Origin of the sequence: Streptomyces sp. NPDC059455, assembly GCF_042750115.1 — a bacterium.
Lineage (GTDB): Bacteria > Actinomycetota > Actinomycetes > Streptomycetales > Streptomycetaceae > Streptomyces > Streptomyces endocoffeicus.
Window position 1 is genome coordinate 7291 of sequence record NZ_JBHYVB010000083.1, and the last position, 19219, is coordinate 26509.

Annotated in this window: 21 protein-coding genes; 12 read left to right on the top strand and 9 right to left on the bottom strand. The window is 69.4% G+C overall.

Annotation, left to right across the window (positions count from 1 at the left end; translation table 11 throughout):
- Positions 1 to 113 precede the first annotated feature (113 nt).
- From ACFXB5_RS26965 to ACFXB5_RS26980, 4 genes are all read right to left on the bottom strand, one after another.
- On the bottom strand, positions 114 to 545 hold the full coding sequence (locus ACFXB5_RS26965; RefSeq protein ID WP_385212285.1) for a hypothetical protein: 432 nt from the start codon (positions 543 to 545) through the stop codon (positions 114 to 116).
- Between the two features lie 89 nt (positions 546 to 634).
- The gene (locus ACFXB5_RS26970; RefSeq protein ID WP_385212286.1) at positions 635 to 1240 is read right to left on the bottom strand and encodes a hypothetical protein; all 606 of its coding nucleotides are present in this window, start codon (positions 1238 to 1240) and stop codon (positions 635 to 637) included.
- 164 nt (positions 1241 to 1404) lie between these two features.
- Complete coding sequence (locus ACFXB5_RS26975) at positions 1405 to 1590, bottom strand: hypothetical protein (RefSeq protein WP_385212288.1); 186 nt, start codon at positions 1588 to 1590, stop codon at positions 1405 to 1407.
- 137 nt (positions 1591 to 1727) lie between these two features.
- Positions 1728 to 2288, bottom strand: coding sequence for a hypothetical protein (locus ACFXB5_RS26980; protein ID WP_385212290.1), 561 nt, complete (start codon positions 2286 to 2288; stop codon positions 1728 to 1730).
- A 278-nt stretch (positions 2289 to 2566) separates the two neighbouring features.
- Between ACFXB5_RS26980 and ACFXB5_RS26985 the strand changes: the two genes are divergently transcribed.
- The 11 genes from ACFXB5_RS26985 to ACFXB5_RS27035 all read left to right on the top strand — a co-directional run bounded on the left by ACFXB5_RS26985 (position 2567) and on the right by ACFXB5_RS27035 (position 13291).
- Complete coding sequence (locus ACFXB5_RS26985; protein WP_385212292.1) at positions 2567 to 4219, top strand: hypothetical protein; 1653 nt, start codon at positions 2567 to 2569, stop codon at positions 4217 to 4219.
- A gap of 244 nt (positions 4220 to 4463) precedes the next feature.
- Positions 4464 to 4766, top strand: a complete 303-nt coding sequence (locus tag ACFXB5_RS26990; RefSeq protein ID WP_385212294.1) for a hypothetical protein — start codon at positions 4464 to 4466, stop codon at positions 4764 to 4766.
- Between the two features lie 88 nt (positions 4767 to 4854).
- A complete protein-coding gene (locus tag ACFXB5_RS26995) occupies positions 4855 to 5898 on the top strand; it encodes a hypothetical protein (RefSeq protein WP_385212295.1) in 1044 nt (347 codons plus the stop codon).
- Positions 5899 to 6074: 176 nt separating this feature from the next.
- On the top strand, positions 6075 to 6539 hold the full coding sequence (locus tag ACFXB5_RS27000) for a hypothetical protein (RefSeq protein ID WP_385212297.1): 465 nt from the start codon (positions 6075 to 6077) through the stop codon (positions 6537 to 6539).
- A gap of 94 nt (positions 6540 to 6633) precedes the next feature.
- Positions 6634 to 7713: a hypothetical protein gene (locus ACFXB5_RS27005; RefSeq protein ID WP_385212299.1), complete on the top strand. Its 1080-nt coding sequence runs from the start codon at positions 6634 to 6636 to the stop codon at positions 7711 to 7713.
- Positions 7714 to 7800: 87 nt separating this feature from the next.
- Positions 7801 to 8907, top strand: coding sequence for a phosphoadenosine phosphosulfate reductase family protein (locus ACFXB5_RS27010; protein ID WP_385212301.1), 1107 nt, complete (start codon positions 7801 to 7803; stop codon positions 8905 to 8907).
- A 75-nt stretch (positions 8908 to 8982) separates the two neighbouring features.
- Entirely contained in the window at positions 8983 to 9555 is a 573-nt protein-coding gene (locus ACFXB5_RS27015; RefSeq protein ID WP_385212303.1) for a hypothetical protein, read from the top strand.
- 143 nt (positions 9556 to 9698) lie between these two features.
- On the top strand, positions 9699 to 10592 hold the full coding sequence (locus tag ACFXB5_RS27020; protein ID WP_385212305.1) for a hypothetical protein: 894 nt from the start codon (positions 9699 to 9701) through the stop codon (positions 10590 to 10592).
- 117 nt (positions 10593 to 10709) lie between these two features.
- Positions 10710 to 10946 (top strand): hypothetical protein, encoded by a 237-nt coding sequence (locus ACFXB5_RS27025; RefSeq protein WP_385212307.1) that lies wholly within the window; start codon positions 10710 to 10712, stop codon positions 10944 to 10946.
- Between the two features lie 388 nt (positions 10947 to 11334).
- Complete coding sequence (locus ACFXB5_RS27030; RefSeq protein ID WP_385212309.1) at positions 11335 to 11601, top strand: hypothetical protein; 267 nt, start codon at positions 11335 to 11337, stop codon at positions 11599 to 11601.
- A 649-nt stretch (positions 11602 to 12250) separates the two neighbouring features.
- Positions 12251 to 13291 (top strand): esterase-like activity of phytase family protein, encoded by a 1041-nt coding sequence (locus ACFXB5_RS27035; protein ID WP_385212311.1) that lies wholly within the window; start codon positions 12251 to 12253, stop codon positions 13289 to 13291.
- 68 nt (positions 13292 to 13359) lie between these two features.
- On the opposite strand, the gene ACFXB5_RS27040 is transcribed toward ACFXB5_RS27035, so the two are convergent.
- From ACFXB5_RS27040 to ACFXB5_RS27055, 4 genes are all read right to left on the bottom strand, one after another.
- The gene (locus ACFXB5_RS27040) at positions 13360 to 13932 is read right to left on the bottom strand and encodes a hypothetical protein (RefSeq protein WP_385212313.1); all 573 of its coding nucleotides are present in this window, start codon (positions 13930 to 13932) and stop codon (positions 13360 to 13362) included.
- A complete protein-coding gene (locus ACFXB5_RS27045) occupies positions 13929 to 15101 on the bottom strand; it encodes an MAB_1171c family putative transporter (protein WP_385212353.1) in 1173 nt (390 codons plus the stop codon). Before ACFXB5_RS27045 ends, ACFXB5_RS27040 begins: the two co-directional genes overlap by 4 nt.
- 50 nt (positions 15102 to 15151) lie before the next feature.
- A complete protein-coding gene (locus ACFXB5_RS27050; protein ID WP_385212315.1) occupies positions 15152 to 15706 on the bottom strand; it encodes a toxin in 555 nt (184 codons plus the stop codon).
- 80 nt (positions 15707 to 15786) lie between these two features.
- The gene (locus ACFXB5_RS27055; RefSeq protein ID WP_385212316.1) at positions 15787 to 16194 is read right to left on the bottom strand and encodes a hypothetical protein; all 408 of its coding nucleotides are present in this window, start codon (positions 16192 to 16194) and stop codon (positions 15787 to 15789) included.
- 294 nt (positions 16195 to 16488) lie between these two features.
- Here ACFXB5_RS27055 and ACFXB5_RS27060 point away from each other — a divergent pair, with 294 nt between their 5' ends.
- Complete coding sequence (locus ACFXB5_RS27060) at positions 16489 to 16977, top strand: hypothetical protein (protein WP_385212318.1); 489 nt, start codon at positions 16489 to 16491, stop codon at positions 16975 to 16977.
- Between the two features lie 92 nt (positions 16978 to 17069).
- Here ACFXB5_RS27060 and ACFXB5_RS27065 read toward each other — a convergent pair whose 3' ends face one another.
- Positions 17070 to 19067 (bottom strand): pentapeptide repeat-containing protein, encoded by a 1998-nt coding sequence (locus tag ACFXB5_RS27065; RefSeq protein ID WP_385212320.1) that lies wholly within the window; start codon positions 19065 to 19067, stop codon positions 17070 to 17072.
- Positions 19068 to 19219: the final 152 nt, after the last annotated feature.

The window sequence follows — 19219 nt, forward strand, 5'->3', positions numbered from 1 at the left end:
GGCCCCCCGCGCGCCCGGGGGCTGGGGGGGTGGTGCCCGGGGCTCATCCGGTGTGTGGGTTGGGGGGGGGGGGGGGGGGGCGCGCCCCGCCCCCCCCGCCGGACGGGGAGCAGTCAGGCGGCGGAGGTGCGCGTGCGTCGTGTGGATGCCTCCTCGCGGACCTCGCGGGCGGTGTCGCGCACGGTCGCCATGGTCGCTTCCGCCTGGGCGGGGGTGAGTGTCCCCTCGTGGGGTCCTTCCTCGGCCTCCACGACGGCGAACACGGCCGCGTATATCTCGGTGGCCAGCAGGCGCGCACCGCTCATCCGGCGGGCGACTAGCCCCTTGGCGGCGTCGAACTCCTCGCGGGCCTTGGCGGCCTTGCCACCGTAGTAGAGCGCGGAGCCCCACCCTTCGCGGTAGTGCTGGCGCACGGTGGTTTCCGCGATGTGGAGTCCGTCGCGGATGGCGGCATTGGCCTGTGATCGCTCCATCAGCCCGTCACGGACGTACTTGTTGACCACATCGCGGGCTGCTCGCTCGGTCGCGCTTATCTTTCGTGCCATGGGGCCGGTCCTCTCGTCTCTGTGCTTCGCAGGTGGTGGGGGCCGGATCACGGCCGGCGCGCCCCGGCAGGGTGTATGGCTGTGGCTGGTCAGCCGCGCGGGGCATGCTCGGGGTGTTCGCGGTCCCACTGCTCGAGCAGCCACGCGCCCCGCCCCGACTCGGCGATGAACGCGTGCTGTCTGCCGCCGTGACGACGCTCAACCTCCGCGTTCTGCGGGTGAAGCGCGGCGAGCCGGTACCGCCGCACGAAGTCCGCGAACCAAGTTGGGACACTCCTGCCCCACACGAGGTGTCGCAGTTCCTCATGACGCGGTGCGGTCCAGCCCGCCACGTCGACGTATCCCGCCTGCCATACCTCGAACCCTGCCCTCCGCCCCCGCCGGATCTGCGGGAGACGGGTCAATACCGTGCCGTGAAACGTCCGCACGTGACGTGGAGTCGGCACGGTCACCAACTGGCCGTTGTTGGACGCCAGCACGACACGTTCCGTCGGCCCCCGGGAGGCCATGCGGCCGGTCACGTACTCCTTCAGTAACCGATCCCACCTGCCGCCCGTCGTTGCCGGACGGTCGTACACCACGGTCACGTCCAGCTCCCCGGATTCGAATCCGGCCAGCACCTGAGCCACCAGGTCATCGGGTGCGCCCGCAGGAAGTACCTGGAAGAACCTCGGATCGTCGCCGTCAACCACCATTAGGCGCGGGGCGCCACTCACGGGGTCTGGGTGGCGGTATGGGCGAACGCTGAACCGAGCAGGCATAGAAGAACCTCCGAGAGAACGCACTGTGCGCTGTCGGGTATTGGGATTGGCTGCCGGGGCGTGGTCGGCGCGCCCCGGCAGGTGTGTAGCGGGGTTGGTCAGCAGCCGTCGTTGTACTCGGCCACGGGCGCCGTGTCGCGGTCCGGCCGGGGCAGGATGTCGGACGGGGTGACGGAGGACGAGCCGATGGCACCCAGAGCGCCCAAGATGAGCACGACGGCACCGGCGGTGAGGATGGCGACGAGGCGGGGGCGACGGGCCGGGCGGCGCGGGGTACGCGGCATAGTGGTGGTCCTTCGTTCGTGGTGGGCCCCGGTTGCTCTCCGGGGCGGAGGCGGTGCGCCCTGCGCCTGTACCGGACCGTGGGCCGACTCGGGGGCGGGGCGCACTGGCCGCCGGGGTGGCGGGCGGTGTGAGTGGGTCAGAGTTCGTCGTGCTCGCCCATGACTTCGGCCAGAGCGAAGCGGTCGAGCTCCGAAAACCTCAGCGTGCCCAACTCGTGGTTCTCGGCGAACTGGTGGGTTTCGGTGCGCCTCTCGGGGGTGAGGGCTGCGGCCCACCGGCGGGCGTGCTCGTAAGTAAGGCGCGCCTTCGCGGGGGCGATGCGCGCGTGGGCGGCGTATTCAGCGATGGCCTGTTCGCGGAGGCTCGCCGGAGTGTCGAGGTTGACGGTGACCATGACGGTGCGGAAGTAGGTGCCGTCTGGGCCGTCCTCCGGGTTCCCGCCCAACTCCTCTCCCCAGATGGCGGCCAGCTCACCACCGAGTTCGGCACGGGCCTTGAGGAGCGCGTCACCGGTGCTCACAGCGGTGACCACAAACCACACGAGGCCGGAGTCCCGAAGCTGTACCCAGGGGCGATTGGAGTCGTCGCCGCCCTGGATCGCGCCGTCCAGGATGCGGCGGATCTCGAGTCCGGCGATCTCGCGCTCGGCGTAGGCGATGGTGAACCGGCGTTCCGTCTTGTCCATGCTCACAGCCATGGCGTGTTCCTTCGTTCGTGGTGGGGCCCCGGTTGCCCTCCGGGGCGGGCGGGGTGAACCGCCAAGAAGAACGCTACACCAAAGTCAATAGACCGCAAGATGGGGGCGCGGGAAATTCATGAACTGCCGTGTGGTCATGCGAATCGTAAGGCACTCACCTTGCCTCCTGTGTTTACCTCGGTTGACTGTTCTGTGGGGAGGGCTGTACGGTCGGCACGCCACTAAGGCGGGGTCGGGGCGAGCATCCCCGGCCGGACCACGAAACCGAGGAGCACCCGATGGCTGCTGAGACCGAGACCAAGACCGGCATAAAGAACGCGGACGAGATCATCACCCTGGCGCTCGCGTACGGCCTGACCGTCACCGTCGAGACCACCGATCGCGAGACGCTGACCAGTCACCTGGTGCGCTTCGCTATCCCGGTCCCCGTCGCCTACGCCGGTACAGAGCTGGGCCGCGCCATCGCTGGCGACACCTTGACGATGCTTTGGACCAAGTCCACCCGGAAGGGCGCCCGGGGCCGCCTGGAAGACGCCACCGTCTGGAGTGCCACCGACTCCCGCAAGGTGCGCACCGTGCGCCTGCTCACCGCCGGTGTCGAGCACATGGGCCGCGACGCCCAGAAGTATGCCCGCGACGCTGCGCCCCTCCCGGAAGACGTCGTCGACGCCCCGCACGCCGTGTTTGTCGACGGCCGCCAGGTCCACAAGGGCATACCCGCCGCGCGCGTCCGCATGATCGTCAGCAACCGGCGGTTCGCGGGCCGTCTCGTCCACCAGGACGACGAGAACGCCATCTGCTCCGACTCCCGCCGCTATGTCCCGGTGCAGCCGACCCCCGCCGAGGAGACGCCCGCCCCCGCCGACGAGCGTAAGCACGTCCGCACCGTCGACGGCGGCACCCCCGAGATCATCCCCACCCGTGACGCCTTGGCCGAGATCAACACCGCGATGATGGAAGGCAAGCACGACGTCCGAGAGATGTCCGCCGCCCGCTCGAGCGCCCGCATCGTCTACAAGGACCCCGCGCGCGGCACGGTGAAGCTGCGCCCGGCCACGGCCGAGGGTCTCTCCCCCCGTCGCCCCCGCCCGGCCGCCGAGGTCCTCGCCGCCGACCCGATCCCCGCCGGGGCCTCCGTCCTCGAGGGCATGCCTGGCCGCAAGATCACCCGCGAGGAGCTGCGCACCCCCGGGGACGTCCTCATCCACACCGACTACGTCGTCCAGCTCCGGAACTCCGGCGCGTGGATCCTGCCCAACCACGACGACCACGCCGACATCACGCGCGGCAGCGTCGCAATCGTGCTGCGCCGCATGCTCGACGACGCCCCCGGCCGCGCCCGCACCACGCTGGACACCGACGGCACCGTCTACGTGTCCAACGGCCGCCAGGCCGTTCGGTACATCCCGGCCGCACGGATTGCCGACCGCTCCGCCGACTTCTGCCCCGGCTGTGGCACCCCGTACGCCACGAACGGGGACGGTCCCTGCGCGCAGGTCCACGCCGCCGAGCAGCGCGCGGCCGACGCCGACCGCATCCGTGCCCAGGCCGCCCTCGAGACCCGCGCGTACAACGTCCGTCTCGAGGCGCAGCAGCTCGCGACCAACCAGGTGATCGAGGAGCGCGCCCGCGAGTCGCTCGCCGCCGTCCTCCACCAGGCAGCCGGGGAGGGGAAGGCCGGGTTCGTATTCCACACCAACCACCTGGCCGTGCGCCTGCGGGGCGTCAACTCCTACGGTGAGGAGTGGCCGCTCCTCACCGAGGCGCTGCAGCTCCACCTCGAGCACTACGGATGGTTCGTCGAGCCCGCCCAGTGCCACGGCGTGCGCATCACGCCTGGCGGGGACGTCGCCGAGATCGTCCGTGAGGGCCAGCGCCGCAGCGTGGACACCGCCCACGCCCAGGCGGTCGCCGAGCTCGCCCAGGTCTGACCCTGCCCGGCGCCGCCCGGCCGAAGGAGTCGGGCGGCGCCATCGAGTCCCTCACGCGCCCGCGCGCGTGTGTGGACGGTCCAGAAAGTCCGGAAACCCGCTCTGTCGGCTCCGTCAGCGCTCCTCGGGTCCCCCTGGTGCGTCCGGGCGCTGCGGGGCGCTCTCAGGAAGGTTCTAGCCGGTTATGCCCCTGCCCCCCTGGCTTCGCTCCCACCTCCCCGGTGAATCGCCCACGCGGACGTTCGTGTCGTTCACCGATGAGGTGGCCCGACTGCTGGAGCTGCCGCCCGCTCCCTGTACGGAGGTGTACGAGCGGAGGTACGACACGGACCGCGTCTGGATGGTGTGGCGGTACAAGGACGGCGGCGCGGTGCTGTTCCTCGAGCGTCCGTACGCGGAGCTCCGCGAAGGGGTGACGGTCACGGTCCAGTGGCATCACTCGCCGGATCCACAGTCGGTGGCCGCGATGATCCGCGCGTACGAGCATGGCGGGCACCATGAGCGTCGCCGACCGTGCTGGCTGGCCCGTCTGCTGCGCTGGCACTGAGCCAGCCCCCGTAGCTCCGGCCCCGATCTCGTGGGCCAGTCCCCCAGTGGCGGAGAGCACCGCCGCACCACGAAGGAGAGAGAAGCGCATGAGCGCGCACGTCGAGATCCCATGCCCGTACGAGTCGGCCCCGGGCCGATTCACCGTCGACCTGGTCTTCCCCGCGCAGTCCAAGCGCAGGGCGAAGGAGCACCACGACGTGGCGTGGACCCTGGCCGACGTTCACGGCCTGGACGCGTCGACCCCGTACAAGGTGAACCCCCGGTGGTCGGTCTACGAAGAGAAATGGGGCAACAAGGAGCGGCACGGCTGGCTCGAAATGCGGCGCCTCACGGTGCAGGGCGGTGCGCGGGAGCTCGCCCGGTACCTGGTCGCCATCGAGCGGGTCCTGGACGAGGTTGAGGCCCTGGCGACCCGAGCGGTCCGTGTGTTCGGCGCGTGGAAGCGGTCCATCGCCGCTGAGGCGCACTTGGAGTACGAGGACGCGACCACGATGCGCGTCCGGGCCCGAGAGTTCCGCGCGGACGTCCTGCACGCCCTGGTGCAGGGTCTCGGCGCGCGTAGGAGGCCCGTGGGGGAGCGGGACAGTTCCCGGCCGCTGTGGGAGCAGTACGGGGCTGTCGCCGAGGAGGTGTGGGCCGCCGGGGGCGATGTCGACCTCGAGCGGGCCGACGAGCAGGCCGTGACCGCCCAGGTGCTGTGCATGGTGCCGGACTCGGAGACCGGCCGCGCGGTCGTCGACGAGGCCGAGCGCCTGGTCGTCGCCGAGGCGGCCCGGGGCGAGGCGGAGCGGGCCCGGTGGGCGCGGGAGGCCGCCGAGGCTGCACGGGAGCGCCAGGAGGCGACGGCCCGGTACCACGCCCGCGTGGAGGCGGAGCGCCTGGCGAGCGACGAGCAGTTGGAGCTGTTCCCCGAGGACGACGCCCGCCTGCCCTTGGCGATGCCGGGGCCTCAGCCGCCGAAGCCGCGCCGCGCGCCCAGGAAGCGTGTCCCCGTCGCCGCACGGTTCCCCGCCGGGACCACGCATGTCGTCATCACTCGGGAGCAGGTGGAGCACTTCTCGCCCGCCATCGCGGCCGCCGTATGGCCGGAGGTGAGCGCGGACCGCCGGCGGTACGCCCCCGCAGCCTGAGAGCTCCCCCGGCGAGCGACACACCGAGACTCCCCCGAACAGACATCTGGGGTGAATTGCGGGGTGCTATTCCGTGGGTTTCTCTGGGTGAACACTTCTCGTGATTGCCCTAGGTGTACTATTCTTTGTGTTGGCGGGAGAGCAACCCGCCGAAACCACGAAGGAGGAACACCCCTGTGAGCCTTGCCCTGGCAGTGAAGCCATGGTGGGAGTTGGCCGAGCAGTACGGCCAGCCGCGCACGGTGATGGCGCACAACCTCTACTCGCCCTGCGTCCCCCGCGAGCAGCACGAGGCGTACGCCTTCAACATCGCGGGCGGCAAGGTCCTGCGAGAGTCCGGCGTGCGCGCCGCGAACGGCAAGACCTGGGCCCTGACCATCCGACTCGTCGAGTACATCGAGCCCGTCACCCTGCGGACCCGGTACGCCCTCGACTTCCGGGCGGTCACCCCGGGCGGCAAGTGGTACGTCGCTGACCATGACACCCGCGCGGTGATCGAGGGCGTCTACGACCACGCCGTACGCATGGAGGCCGAGCGTCCGTCCGTCCCGATGGACGCCGAGCGCGTCGGCCGCGGCCCGGCCGCCTACTACGACGTTACCGATGTCCGCGGCCCGGCCGCCGACTTTTACGTCCTCTGACCGGTCGGTCCCTCTCTCGCCGGGGCGCGACCGTACACGCCGCGCCCCGGCACCCTCCCCCAGCTCGCCAGACTTCACCGAGGAGAACTCCGCCATGACCCGTGCCGCTTGGGACGTCACCCTGACCGACTACCAGGCCCGTCTCCTGCTCGCCGCTCTTGCCGACTCCCAGCACCGCATCCCGTCCGACGCCAGGGCCCGAACGCTCGACATCATGCGCCGCAACCAGTGGATCCGCCCGCGCCGACTGGCGTTCGTCGAGGGAGGCGTGAAGGACTGGCGACTCACCCATCACGGCGTGAACGCGGCGAACCGGGTGCGCACCGCGCAGCTCGCCAAGCAGTACCCGGCTGGCTCCGGGGCCGTGTACGTGCCCGAGGGCGCCACGGAGCGGGATGTCGTCGTCGTGGACTCCGGCCCCGACAAGGACGGCACCGTCCAGGTCCTCAGCGCCAAGCAGGGCGGCAAGGCTCTCCGCGTCGCGCTCGCTGCGCTGCAGCCGCTGCCCGAGCTGGCCCCGGAGCCCGAGGGCGAGTGGACCGAGTGGTGGACCGTCATGGATCGCACCGGGCAGGAGGTTGCCCGGGTGGAGGGCGGGCTGACGCGTACGGCGGCGATGAAGGTTGTGGAGGCGGACCCGGTCGCCGGGCCCGTGTCCCGCCGGGAGGGAGGCGTGGGCCTGCGCCGTCTGCGCACCTCCGAGCTGTCCATCCCCGTCGGGGAGCTGCACGGACTGCCCCGCATCTCCCCGGCCCCGGCCGCACGGGTCGACTGGTGGGCAGTCAAGGGCCCTGAAGGCAACCTGATCACGCAGGTCGAGGCGACCAGTTACGACCACGCCGTCCAGGTGGCCGACCAGGACCCGAAGGTGCGTGCCGCAGCTCTCGGCGCGGGCGGACTGGTCTACACGCGTCTGGACTCCATCGAGAAGCCCGCCCGGACAGCCCCGCCTGCCACCCCGGCCCGCTTCTGCACCGACACGGTTCCGGCCCGCCGCACCATCACGGTCACGACCGGCTTCACGAGGAAGTCGATCCCGACGCGTCTGCGCGAGTCCAACGCCCCCGGCCGCATGGTCAACAGCGAGGCCGCGGGCGGTGCCCTGCGCTGGCGCCTGCCGGACGGCGAGGAGCTCACCCAGGGCGAGGCCGCGAAGCGGTTCCTGGGCGACTGACCGCCCCACCGGCCGGGGCGCGGCCCACGCTGCGCCCCGGCCCCGCCGCCCCTCTCCGCCCGCTCCACGCCCTCGAGGACCGCCGCCATGCAGACCGCGACCCTGTTCGACCTCCCCGACATCCAGACCCTCCAGGAAGCCCCCGCAGCCGCCGTGCCGGCGAAGCCCAAGCCGAAGCCGAAGAAGACGCGGACCGTGCACGCGTCGGTGCCGCTCACCCCGTGGACGACCGTGCCGGACGAGCTGATCCGGGACGCCGACTGGGTCGTCATATCGAGCAGCGGCGGGAAGGACTCGCAGGCGATGCTCTCGTACGTCGTCCAGCGCGCGCGGGCCCTGGGCATGCTGGACAAGGTCGTCGTCGTCCACGCGGACCTGGGCCGGGTCGAGTGGGCGGGCACCCGCGAGCTCGCCGAGCTCCAGGCGCGCCTTGCCGGGGTCTGCCGGTTCGAGGTGGTACAGGCGCAGGGCGCCGATCTCCTCGACCGCGTCGAGATCCGCTACGGCAAGCTCAAAGCGAAGGCGGAGCGGGAGGCCCTCGAGCGGGGCGAGGACCCGACCACGGCGAAGGTCCCGCCGGCCTGGCCGTCGAGTGCAGCGCGCTGGTGCACCCCGGACGTGAAGCGAGGCCCGATCCGGATCCTCTACACGCGGCTCGTCGCGGAGCTCGCGCATCGGAACCTGGGCCGCCCGGTGCGGATCCTGGAGTGCATCGGCCAGCGCGCCGCGGAAAGCAACCAGCGGGCGAAGCTCGCCGAGGTAGAGATCAACCGCGGGGCGAGCAACGGGAAGCGCCACGTCACCACCTGGCGACCCATCCACGCGTGGAGCGACCGCAAGGTGTGGCGCGAGATCGCGCGTTCCCGCCTGCCGTACCACCCGGCGTACGACTGGGGAAACCGGCGCCTGAGCTGCGTTTTCTGTGTCCTCGGGTGCAACAGCGACCTTGTGAACGGCGCGCGGCGCGTGCCGGAGCTCGCCGCGGCGTACGCCCGGACCGAAGTCGTGGTCGGCGCCGACTTCAAGAAGGGGCTGAGCATGGCGGAGATCATCCGGCGCGCCCAGGCCCTGGAGGCGGCCGAGGGGCCCGCCGCGCGGCCGCCGGTCGGCACGGCGATGGCCGAGCACGTCGGGCGGGCCGTGACGAGCAAGTACCGCAACCGTCAGGCCACGTTGTACGGCCTGGCCGCCTGATCTGCCCCATGCCCGCGCCGGGCCTGGTCCGGCGCGGGCAGGCTGCCCCCCGAACCCTTCCCGATGGAGACGACGATGCCTGAGCAGCCCGAGGACCTCGACGAGCAGCCGGAGGCGGTGCGCGCCCTGGTGGGCCGAACCATCACGGTGACGGAGGCCCTGTCGGGGATCCCGAACGCCCGCCCGTACCAGCTCCGGATCACCGCGGCCCGCATGACGGCCGACCCGGCGTCCCACACGGTGCACGTGACGGGGGACCGGTTCCGCATGGACGGCACGCCCGCCATCCGCAAGCGCGGTCCTGTCGAGGGCACCACCGTGTGGCTGCTGGACGGCTGGACGGAGATCCTGGGCCTGCCCGCCCTGCCGTCGAGGAAGTGGGCCCGGGAGGCCGCGGGCACACCGGTGTACTCGGAGAGCCAGCGCGCCGGTATCGCTGCCCAGATCGTCGACCTGGGCGCGGCCTACCGAGTCACGGCCGGCGACGTCGACGAGGACCAGGCCGTGCCCGGGGAGCAGGTGGCGCAGCGAGTGGCCGAGGCGCTCGCCGAGGACGGGATGCGGCTGGACCGGCACACGGACGGGCGGACGCTGCGGATGCGCTACGCGGACGGCCGGGCCGAGGTGATCCTCACGCCGGAGGGCTGAGCCGGCCCGCACCGCGGGGGTCGCCCTGGTGGGCGGCCCCCGCTTCTTTCTGCGTATCCCTACTCTCGCAAATTTCCCTTAGTGTACTATTTGTGGTGTTGGTGGAGAGCAACCACCGACGAACCAGCGAAGCGAGGAACACCATGTCTACAGCCGTCCTCTTCGACGTCCCCGCCCCTGCGGTGAATGCCAAGCCAAAGGAAAAGCGTCCCGCTCCGGTGTACGCCGAGCGTCGGTGGTTCGCCGACGTCGACCGGGTGACGTACCTGGGCACGCATCAGCCGTCTTGGCTCGCCCGCGAAGAGTTCGGCAACGACTGCATCCCGCTGTGCGTCTCCCACGGGCGCCTGGCCGACCGTAAGACCCTGCCGCGGTCCGTCACCCCGTGGATGCTCGACTCCCGCGGGTTCACGGAGCTGTCGCAGCACGGCCGTTGGACGGTCTCGCCGTACACGTACGCCGCGGCGGCGCGCCGGTACTACGACGAGATCGGCCTGATGGACATGTGCGCCATTCAGGACTGGATGTGTGAGGACGAGATCCTCGCGAAGACCGGCCTGACGATCACCGACCACCAGGTCAAGACGGTCGCGTCGTTCTTTAACCTGATGACCCTCGATGCCGAGCTTCCGTGGATGCCGGTGATCCAGGGCCGCACCCTCGATGACTACCTGCGGTGCATCGACCTGTACGACCAGGCCGGGGTGGACCTCACGCTCGAACCGGTCGTCGGCATCGGCTCCGTGTGCCGCCTGCAGAAGACCGACGAGGCCGCCCGGATCATTGAAACGATCTGGGGGATGGGGATCCGCCTGCACGGGTTCGGCTTCAAGAAGACCGGCCTGCGGCGAGTCGCCCACCTGCTCTACAGCTCCGACTCCCTCGCTTGGTCGTACAACGCCGTGAACCGGGCCCCGATGCCGGAGTGCGAGGGTACGCACGTCCACTGCGGCAACTGCCCGAAGTACGCCATGGCCTGGCGTAATCAGCTCCTCAACTCCCTGCCGGACGACCCGCAGCTCATGCTCGCCACCTGATCCTGGCAGCCCCCGGGGCGCCCTCGATCGCGCCCCGTTCTGACACAGCCGGCCGAGGCGCGACGTTCCCCCATGCGCCCGGCATCTTCCGCAACTTACGTCCCTGGAAGGACACCGATGGACTCCGTCGACTTCACCCCGCAGGACATCCCCGCCCTCCGCCGAGCCGTTAAGTTCCTGCGCCGCATGGAGCTGCGCCTGCCGGACACCGCGCACGCCAAGACCCACGAGGGCGTGCTCATTGCCGCTCTGTGGCTCGACGACCAGGCCGACAAGCTGGGCACGGCCCCGGTCGCCGTGCGCGAGGCCCCGGCGCACCGGGCGGACGACACGGACGGCTACCCGGGCCGGTAGGAGGTGGTCCACGGCCGCGCCGTGCACGTCACCAAGGCCTGCGTCAACGATGTCGGCGACATCAGCGTGTGCGGCCAGTTCTTCGGGGCGAGGGGCGAGAGCACCGACCTGCCCCCGGACACCGCCGTGCCGTGCCAGGCGCGTCAAGGCGCTCGTCCGGAAGCGCCCGGAGGTCGAAGCGGCAGCCGCCGTTGAGGACGCACACCGCTGCACGCTACCGCCCGCCCGCCGCCCGCCGCCCGCCGCCCGCCGCCCGCCGCCCGCCGCCCGCCGCGCGGCTGCTGCCCGCACCAGATCGGCGAGGACTACGCCCGCAAGTGCGAGTGCGGCACCGGCGGCACGCCCGCCGAGTAACCCGCCCCGTCCCACCCCTGGCAGGAGATGCGAGATGAAGCCGTACGAGCGCCTCATGGCCGAAGCCATCCCGACCGGCAGGTTCGGTCGCCCGGACGTCGACAGCCAGGCGCACAAGGAGCCGGGCGCGAAGTCGACGCCGGAGCAGCAGGCCGCACGCCGCGCCGTCCTGGATGAAGCACAACGCGGCTGGCTCCTGCCGGACGAGTGCTCGAAGCGCAACCGCGAGCGCGTGCGCCCCGGCCCCTGCTCGCGTCACCTGCATCTCGTGCCCGATCCGACCGACACCCAGGCCGCTTGACCACCACACGCCCAAAGAGGCACTGCCATGCGCTGGAACGTCACGCTCTGCCGCCGGAAGCCGAACAGCCGACGGTGGACCGCTGACCGCACCGAGTTCGCCCGCCGCCGGCCGTGGCCGCTCGGGCTCCCGAGCCTGTCCGTACCGCGCCCCGCCTGATCGCCCGCCCGCCGCCGTGGTGAACCGCCCGCGGCTGCCCCCGAGAACGGAACGCTCATGCCCAACCAGCTCGCTGTCGTCTGGTCGCTCGGCCAGGACGTCACCGGCCCCAACCATCAATATTCGTTCGGCGAGATCGCCACCATGCTCCCCCGAGGCCTACGACGCGGTCACGGACGGGATGGCAGCCCTCCTTGAGCGGGTCGCCGTGGCCGTTGACTGGCGGCGCCTCCTCGTCGAGGCGTCATGGCGGCACATGCAGCTCCACCCGGACGCAAAGCGGAAGGCCCTCGAGGATGCTGGTCAGAGCGGCTTGTTCTGACCCAGCAGCCGCTGGGCTCTCGGGTCGCAACGACGAGGCTCCGGTTCGCTAGGGCCTCGTCGTTTGCGACCCTCTGCTAGCTGAGTGGCGGGGCCCTGGATCAGGCCGGACCTTCCGGATGCAGGGGGCGAATCAGCCATTGTCGGTGGCATGCCGTACTTTTCCGCTATGCAGATACGACCTGTGCTGTCCGCCGCCCTCGTCGCGGTGGTAGCAGCCACGACCCTGACGGCCATGGTCAGCCCCGCCCAGGCCACCAACAGCGCGCAGTCCTGTTCTCGGCAGGTCACCATGCGGGGTTACTCCGACGCCCTCGACAAGACCATGTACCAGGGTGCTTTCGTCGGCAATTTCTCCTCCCTCGCCGCAGACCGTCGTGGCCGCCTCTTAGCCTTATCTGACCGCTCGAAGGTCTTCACGCTGGACCACCGGATCCGGCCAGCCGCGGTTACGTCGATGGCGGACGAGAACGGCCGTGCCCTGGACTCCGAGGGCTTGGCCGTCGAAGGCAACGGGGATTTTCTTGTCGCCAGCGAACTGGAGCCGTCTGTCCGTCGCTTCGACCGGCACGGCCGGCTCCTCGGCCACCTGCCGGTACCGGACACGTTCCGGGTTGCTCCGGCCGGGCACGGCATCTTGAACCGCACCTTGGAGAGCCTGACGCTCGATCATGGCGGCCGGACGCTTGTCGCGGCGATGGAAGGCTGGCTGACGACCGACGGCATGAACACACGCCGGTTCCAGACCTGGGAGCGTCACGGTCGCCACGACTTCCGCCTGGCTCGACAGTGGGCGTACACCGCGGAGCCGGGCTACGGCATTTCGGAGATCACGGCGACCGGCGACGGCCGTTACCTGCTTCTGGAGCGGAGCTTCGCGGCGAACTTGGGGTGGACGGCCAAGCTGTACCTGACAGACCCGCGGCGAGCGACGGACACCAGCGACATACAGGCCCTGGCCAACGACCAACCCGGGGTCCGGTTCGCGAAGCGGACGCTGCTGGCGGATCTGAGCGGTACGTGCCCGTCGCTCGGGGCGGTATCGCACATCCCAGGCCAGGCGAACCCGCTGATCGGCAACATCGAGGGCATGACGATCGTCGGCCGGGAGCACGGTGGCCGACTGCGGCTGCTGATGACGACAGATGACGGCGAGAGCGCCAGCGAGATCACGCGCCTGTACGACGTGACAGTGCGCCTGCCTCACTGAGCGGGAGCACCCCGAACGGCCAAAGCCCCGGACAATCGTCCGGGGCTCTGTGCTTGTTCAGTATTGCGTCAAGCCAGCAGGAAGGCGGCGGCGGTCGCAGCTCCCAGGAAGGCGCCGGCCACGGTCTGGGCGACGGAATGATAGGTGAGGGCCACCCGGGACCAGCACACGGCCACCGTCAGGATGTAGGTGAGCAGCCACCACGGGGAGTTGACGACGGCCAGCAGCGCAGGGACAGCGGAGGCGACCGCGCTGTCCACGCTGATCTTCCAGAAAGTGTTCACCGCCAGCAGCACGACGGTCATAGCCCACAAGGCAAGCATGGCGACGAGGATGCCTGTCGGCGCCCCGCCGAGGATCATGGCGAGCGAGCCGAGGCCGATCGACGCCAGGATGACGAAGAAGATCGGGGCCCGCTTCGTACGGTCCACCACATGCCGATCTCCCCAGGTGCCGCGCTTGCGCTCCCACTCGATGTAGGCAGCCGGGATGATTCCCGCGCATAGGGCACCGAGCAGACCCCAGGGGATGCCAGTCCAGTCGCCCGCGGCGGCCAGGCCGATGCCGAGCATGCCGATGAGGAGGACATTGCGCGGCTGGAGAACGTCGGTGACAGTCCGGGCCGTGGCGGTGCGCGTCATGCAGCCGCTCCTATGGAGTTGAGCAGGTTCTGTGCCTGGGACTGGTTGGCCTTCTTGTACGCCTTGGCAACGTCGAGGAGCCATGCGACCTCGCCGTCCTGATCCATGGCCTGTTGCTGCTTGAAGGTGGCAACGGGCCCCGCAGGCGTGCCCTGGGTTTTCGCGGCAAGGGCGGCCTTGATCCAGTGCGCCTGTGCGACGGCGCCGTTGCTGGTGTCGGCCGTCTCCTGGGCGGCTGCCATCAGGCCATCCGGGACGTGGTGGCGCAGCCTCTCGATGGCATCCGCCAGGTCGTTTACCCATCGGCCGAGCTGGAGGTCAGCGTCGAGGTCACGGCGAGTCAGCTCTTGTCGGCGAGAGAGAGGAGCCTCCATCGGGATACTGGGGAAGGCAGCCATCAGCTCTCGCCACATCGGGTAGAGACGTACGAGCACGTACCAGGAGCGCGCGCGGCGCAGCCCCTTTTCCGTGGCAGGGACCGAGACGCCGAGGGCGAAGAAGACGAACAGCAGTTGCTGCATGGCCTCGGTGCTGGCGTCCACGTCATAGGCGAACGTGTGGCTGGGCTGTTCGGCGAGCCAGTACCACATGAACAGCGTCCGGCCGACGGAGTACAGGACGCCGAGCACCATGGCGAATGCCATCATGCCCAGGCCGACGCGGAGCAGTTTGCGTTCCTCGCGGCGGAAGGCGCCAGCCCACTGGTAGAGGCAGATGGCGGACGCACAGCTCAAGTAGGCGTAGAAAACGCTCATGTAGGCCGTGGCGCCCCACTGGCCTGCGTGGTCGGAGACGAAGCGATCGCTCGGCTTGGACCGGTCGACGATGGTGAAGAACATGACCGTCATCAGGAGGAAGGCCGACAAGGCCGTCTTCGTGGCCGCGCGCTGGATGATGCGGGATACCTTCACGGCACGAGCCATGTCGCCGTCGGCGGGGTACTGCCCGTAGACAGCGACGATGTAGTACAGGATCGCCAGGATCGCGACGCCGGCGCTGTAGTGCTTGATGAGGACGGAGGCGTCCGTGATCTCGCTGTTGTTGAGCCCGATTCGTACGTACTGCGTCTTGGTCCAAAGGGCGACGGCGAACCCAAGGAAGCAGCCCCAGAGGGATCTTCGGCGGGCGTCGGTGCCGCCGAGCGCGCGCCAGATGGCGACAGCGGTCATCAGTGCGGCTACGGCGTAGCCAGCTAATTCGAGCAACGGTGGTCCTTCTGTTACGAGCGGGGGTTGGTGAACGGGCGGCGGCGGAACCTCCGGCCGCCTACTGGTCGGGAGAGAGAGTCACCAAGGCGGCCAAGCATGTCGTCACTCGCGACGTCCCGTGCCATGCGGCGGATCAAGCTGGCGCCGAGTTCGGCCACCTTCTCGTCCTTGCTCTCGTAGTTAGCGCGGGCCTGGATGGGGCGGTCCCCGACGAAGCGGTGGAGGAGTGTGGTGTTGAAGACCGGCATCATCTTCTGGAGGTCTTCAAGGCTGAGTGTGCCGCCATGGTCGAACCACTCGTGGGTCAGCTCGTGGAGGATGACGTGGTCGGTCTGATAGACCGTGGGCCGTCGACGGAAGAGGATCATGCTGAATTCGGGGGCCTTCACCCGCAGCCCGCACGCGGTGTTGGGGTGCACCATCCGGTCCGGTAGAGGGACGAGCACGATCCGGCGGTGGCGTGCCTGTTCCATGTTACGGACGAGGGCGGGGATGCTGAACTTCGTTGGGATGGGAAGGTTGGCTAACCCGTCTTCGCAGACTCTACGCAGCTCGCGCAGGGACATCAGCGGCCTCGACGTTGGTTTCTCTCGCAGCGGTGTGCGATAGGGGGTGATTGTATCGACCGATTTGGAACAAGCGTTCGCTATGGGGTTGTGGCCTCGGGGCTGCCGTCGCCCTGCTGGAACTTGCGGACCTGCTCGAGGACGAAGTCGAGCATCTCGGCGGACATGCCCTCCTCGCCGATACTGCGGCCCGCGATGCCGCTGATGTCGCCGGTCCGGGTACCCGCGAGGAGCGCGAGGCCCGCCATGACGTCTTCGACGACATCCGATTCGTCCTTGAAGAAGCGCCAGTTGGCGATACCGAAGCCGAGGGCCAGGGCTTGCAGAGTCTCGTCCCGCACCTCGGTGATCTGCCCCTTCCGCAGCTTGCCGAAGTAGCTGTGGGAGAGGGCGCCTCCGTGGCTCTCGACGATCCGGCAGAACTCACGGTCGCTCGGAGCTCCATCCGGGAACGCGTGATCCAGCAGGTAGACGATCTTCTCCTGCAAGGTGTGTGGCTCGTCTCTCTCGGCGCCACCCATTTCCGCCCCCAGCCCGTTCGTGCACCAGTTGATCCGATTTGCGTGCAAGGAGTTCGGGTGGTGACCCATCCCGCTGAGCAAGAGTTCACCTGTTGTTCAGTGATCGATCTTGTTTGGAAACTCGATCAAGACCCGGCTTGCGTAAACATCCTACGTCACTGTTAACTCAATGACACACAGAGCCGCTCGACGGGGGTAGCGCGGCCGGATTGCGCCGTGCTCTGGCTTGACCCACTCGACGGGATGGAGTGATGGACGACCGTGGCGATCTCCGACACCATGCCTCCGCTCTGGGCCTCCAGCCTTCGGTCTATCGCGCCCAGGCACACCGCCGCCGGTTCGCAGGCCCTCGGCGCGGAGAACTCCCTCGAGTTCCGGACAGGCCCTAAACACAAGCCTGCCGAAGCCATGCGCCGCTCACGCCGGTTCGCCGCAATGGTGCTGCCGGCGCTACTCGGCGAGATTCCGGAAGCCGCAGCCGTCGCCGAGTCAGTGCTCGGAGTGCTCACGGAGTTGGTCGACGTCACCGCGCGGCACCGCGCGAGTGTTGACCTGGCGGGCCGGATCTCATGCGACGGAGCCCATGTCTTGCTCACCGTCGGGGAGATGGACCGGCGCCTGCCGGATCCGGAGGTAGAGCCGGGCCTGTATCTCGTGCACCGCCTGGTCGACGACATCGGCCAGTACCGCGGCGACGAAGCTGGGTATATGACCTGGGCGTCCGTGCCGATTCGGTCGAGCATCCAGTAGCGCTGTCCAGCCCTGTATTTGGTCCTCGAGGAGCGCTGGCGCAGCGGGTAGCGGTTGGATGTTCAGTTCTCTGATCGCCCGGTAGTTGGTGATCAGCGTTTGATGCGTCCGCGGATGGCGAGAACGGCGAGGGCGAGGAGGGCGGGTTCCAGAAGGCGGGAGGTCATCTCGATGTAAGTGCCCGCGGTGGTTAGGTCCTGGCCGGAGGAGCGGAACACCACCGAGTTGAGAGTGACGTTCAGAGCCTTCTCGAAGCGCTCGCCGGTGAATCTGTTCCCGGTGGGATTCTGCGGGTCCTCCTCGTCGATCTCGAATGTGATCTTGCCTCCGCCGGGAGGGACGGTGCCCGTCGCTTCTTGCTTCGGGGAGTCCTGGGGTAGCCCGAAGCCCATCAGCAGCACGATGGTGACGAGCATGGCGGCAGCAAGCCAACCCAGGGCGCGGGAGGCGCGCAAGCCGTAGCCGGACAGCATCCAATAGCCGTGCAGCAGTCCGCGTTCGGCGCGGGTGGTGCCGGTGCGGTCGTGACGGCGCATCTCCATCTCGCCGTAGTAGAAATCCGCCGCCCCCGGCTCGTTCTTGCCGTCCTCGAACGCCTTGCGCAGCGCCCGGTACACCGGCGCCAGCTGACCCGGCCCGACGTGTCCGGTGCCGAACACCGCCGCGTTCCAGCCCCGGACTGCTGTTGGCTGGTTGGCGCGCCAGTGGTGTTCTTCGGCGAGAGTGCGGCGCTGGGTGAACCGCACGGGGCGCCAGCGGCGCCAGTGCGTGCCGGGCGGGACCTCGTTGAAGGAGCAGGTGCCCTCCAGCCGTATCTGGTCCAGGTGCACTGTCCCGGTGACCAGGCACCGGGAAAGGTCGACGTCGGCGAGAACCAGATGGGCCGCGTCCACCCCACGCAGCGAGGCCATCCGCACCGTGGCGCCGGGTGCGTCGGCAAAAGCGTGTTCTGGCACCGGCCGTCCGTCGGGGAGAACGAAGGGGGCAGACTCCGCGGCGATCGTGAGGGGGTATTCGAAGACCGCGTGGGAGAAGTCCACTGTGGCGTAGCGCAGACGCAACTCGGCCGTCGACGACCAGCGGGTCCACTGACACTCCAGGCGGCGTGCGCCAATCGGGAGGGTCGCCGGTCCGCTGAACACCGCCCCAGACAACGTCACCCGCCCGGCACACACCAATGGCCCGAGACTGACCAACTGCTCGAAAACCGCGAGGTTGAACTCGGCATCGTCCCCGAAGGTCGCCGACCCGAACCAGGCGTCGTCCTGGAAGGTCGCCGACCCGAACCAGGCGACGCTCTGGAAGGCCGCCGACTCGAATATGGCGACGCTCTCGAAGGCCGCCGATTTGAACGAGGCAAGGCCCTCGAAGGTCGCCGACGGGAACAGGGCGTCGCCCTGGAAAGTCGCCGACCCGAACCCTACGTTGCGCCTGAAGACCGCCGACTGGAATCGGGTGTCGCCCCGGAAGGTCACCGACAGGAACGAGGCGTCAGCCTGGAAGGCAGTCGGATCGAACCGGGGGTCGGACGGGTCGAACCGGGGGCGGGCCTGGACGATCACCGAATTGAACCAGGCGTCGCTCTCGAAGGTCGCCGAATCGAAAGCGGGGCCGCCGCCTTGGAAGGTCGCCGACTCGAATACGGCGAGGTCCTGGAAGGTTGCCGACTCAAACCTGGCATCGCCCTGGAAGGTCGCCGACTTGAACCAGGCGCGTTGAAAGGTCGCCCACCCGAACCAGGTGCGACCCTGGAAGCTTACCCACGCAAATCTGGCAATACCCTGAAAAGTTGCGAACCCGAACCAGGCGTCACCTAGGCGGGGATGTCCGGTGGCGGGGTCGCGGAGGGCGTCAAGGAGGGCATTGAGAAGGGGTTCGGTGAAGGATGTGCCGCGGTGGTCGATGTCGGTACCGGGGGTCAGGCCGGCCAGGTAGGCGTCGCGGTCGGCGTCGGCCAGGTGGGCGAGGCATGCGGTGTGGCCAGGGACGTGAACGCCGCGGCAGCCGACGGGGTCGGTAGCAGGGTCGGCGCCGTATGCGCAGTACGGCCAGAGTGGCGCCCCGGGTATGGGCGGTGGAGGTGTGTTCATGGCGTGGCGGCTCCATGGTGCGTCAGGAAGCGTCCGGGCCGCTCCCGGGTCAGGAATGCCGTTGAGGAATGGGGTGTACGCCGTGTAGAGGTTCTCGTCCGTTTCTCCGCAGCGGTGGCGTCCGGCCTGATAGGCGGTCCAGGTGTCCGTGC

Coding starts and splice junctions, on each gene's coding strand:
- ACFXB5_RS26965 (WP_385212285.1), bottom strand. CDS start 545: ATGGCACGAAAGATAAGCGCGACCGAGCGAGCAGCCCGCGATGTGGTC.
- ACFXB5_RS26970 (WP_385212286.1), bottom strand. CDS start 1,240: ATGGTGGTTGACGGCGACGATCCGAGGTTCTTCCAGGTACTTCCTGCG.
- ACFXB5_RS26975 (WP_385212288.1), bottom strand. CDS start 1,590: ATGCCGCGTACCCCGCGCCGCCCGGCCCGTCGCCCCCGCCTCGTCGCC.
- ACFXB5_RS26980 (WP_385212290.1), bottom strand. CDS start 2,288: ATGGCTGTGAGCATGGACAAGACGGAACGCCGGTTCACCATCGCCTAC.
- ACFXB5_RS26985 (WP_385212292.1), top strand. CDS start 2,567: ATGGCTGCTGAGACCGAGACCAAGACCGGCATAAAGAACGCGGACGAG.
- ACFXB5_RS26995 (WP_385212295.1), top strand. CDS start 4,855: ATGAGCGCGCACGTCGAGATCCCATGCCCGTACGAGTCGGCCCCGGGC.
- ACFXB5_RS27005 (WP_385212299.1), top strand. CDS start 6,634: ATGACCCGTGCCGCTTGGGACGTCACCCTGACCGACTACCAGGCCCGT.
- ACFXB5_RS27010 (WP_385212301.1), top strand. CDS start 7,801: ATGCAGACCGCGACCCTGTTCGACCTCCCCGACATCCAGACCCTCCAG.
- ACFXB5_RS27015 (WP_385212303.1), top strand. CDS start 8,983: ATGCCTGAGCAGCCCGAGGACCTCGACGAGCAGCCGGAGGCGGTGCGC.
- ACFXB5_RS27020 (WP_385212305.1), top strand. CDS start 9,699: ATGTCTACAGCCGTCCTCTTCGACGTCCCCGCCCCTGCGGTGAATGCC.
- ACFXB5_RS27025 (WP_385212307.1), top strand. CDS start 10,710: ATGGACTCCGTCGACTTCACCCCGCAGGACATCCCCGCCCTCCGCCGA.
- ACFXB5_RS27030 (WP_385212309.1), top strand. CDS start 11,335: ATGAAGCCGTACGAGCGCCTCATGGCCGAAGCCATCCCGACCGGCAGG.
- ACFXB5_RS27035 (WP_385212311.1), top strand. CDS start 12,251: ATGCAGATACGACCTGTGCTGTCCGCCGCCCTCGTCGCGGTGGTAGCA.
- ACFXB5_RS27040 (WP_385212313.1), bottom strand. CDS start 13,932: ATGACGCGCACCGCCACGGCCCGGACTGTCACCGACGTTCTCCAGCCG.
- ACFXB5_RS27045 (WP_385212353.1), bottom strand. CDS start 15,101: ATGACCGCTGTCGCCATCTGGCGCGCGCTCGGCGGCACCGACGCCCGC.
- ACFXB5_RS27050 (WP_385212315.1), bottom strand. CDS start 15,706: ATGTCCCTGCGCGAGCTGCGTAGAGTCTGCGAAGACGGGTTAGCCAAC.
- ACFXB5_RS27065 (WP_385212320.1), bottom strand. CDS start 19,067: ATGAACACACCTCCACCGCCCATACCCGGGGCGCCACTCTGGCCGTAC.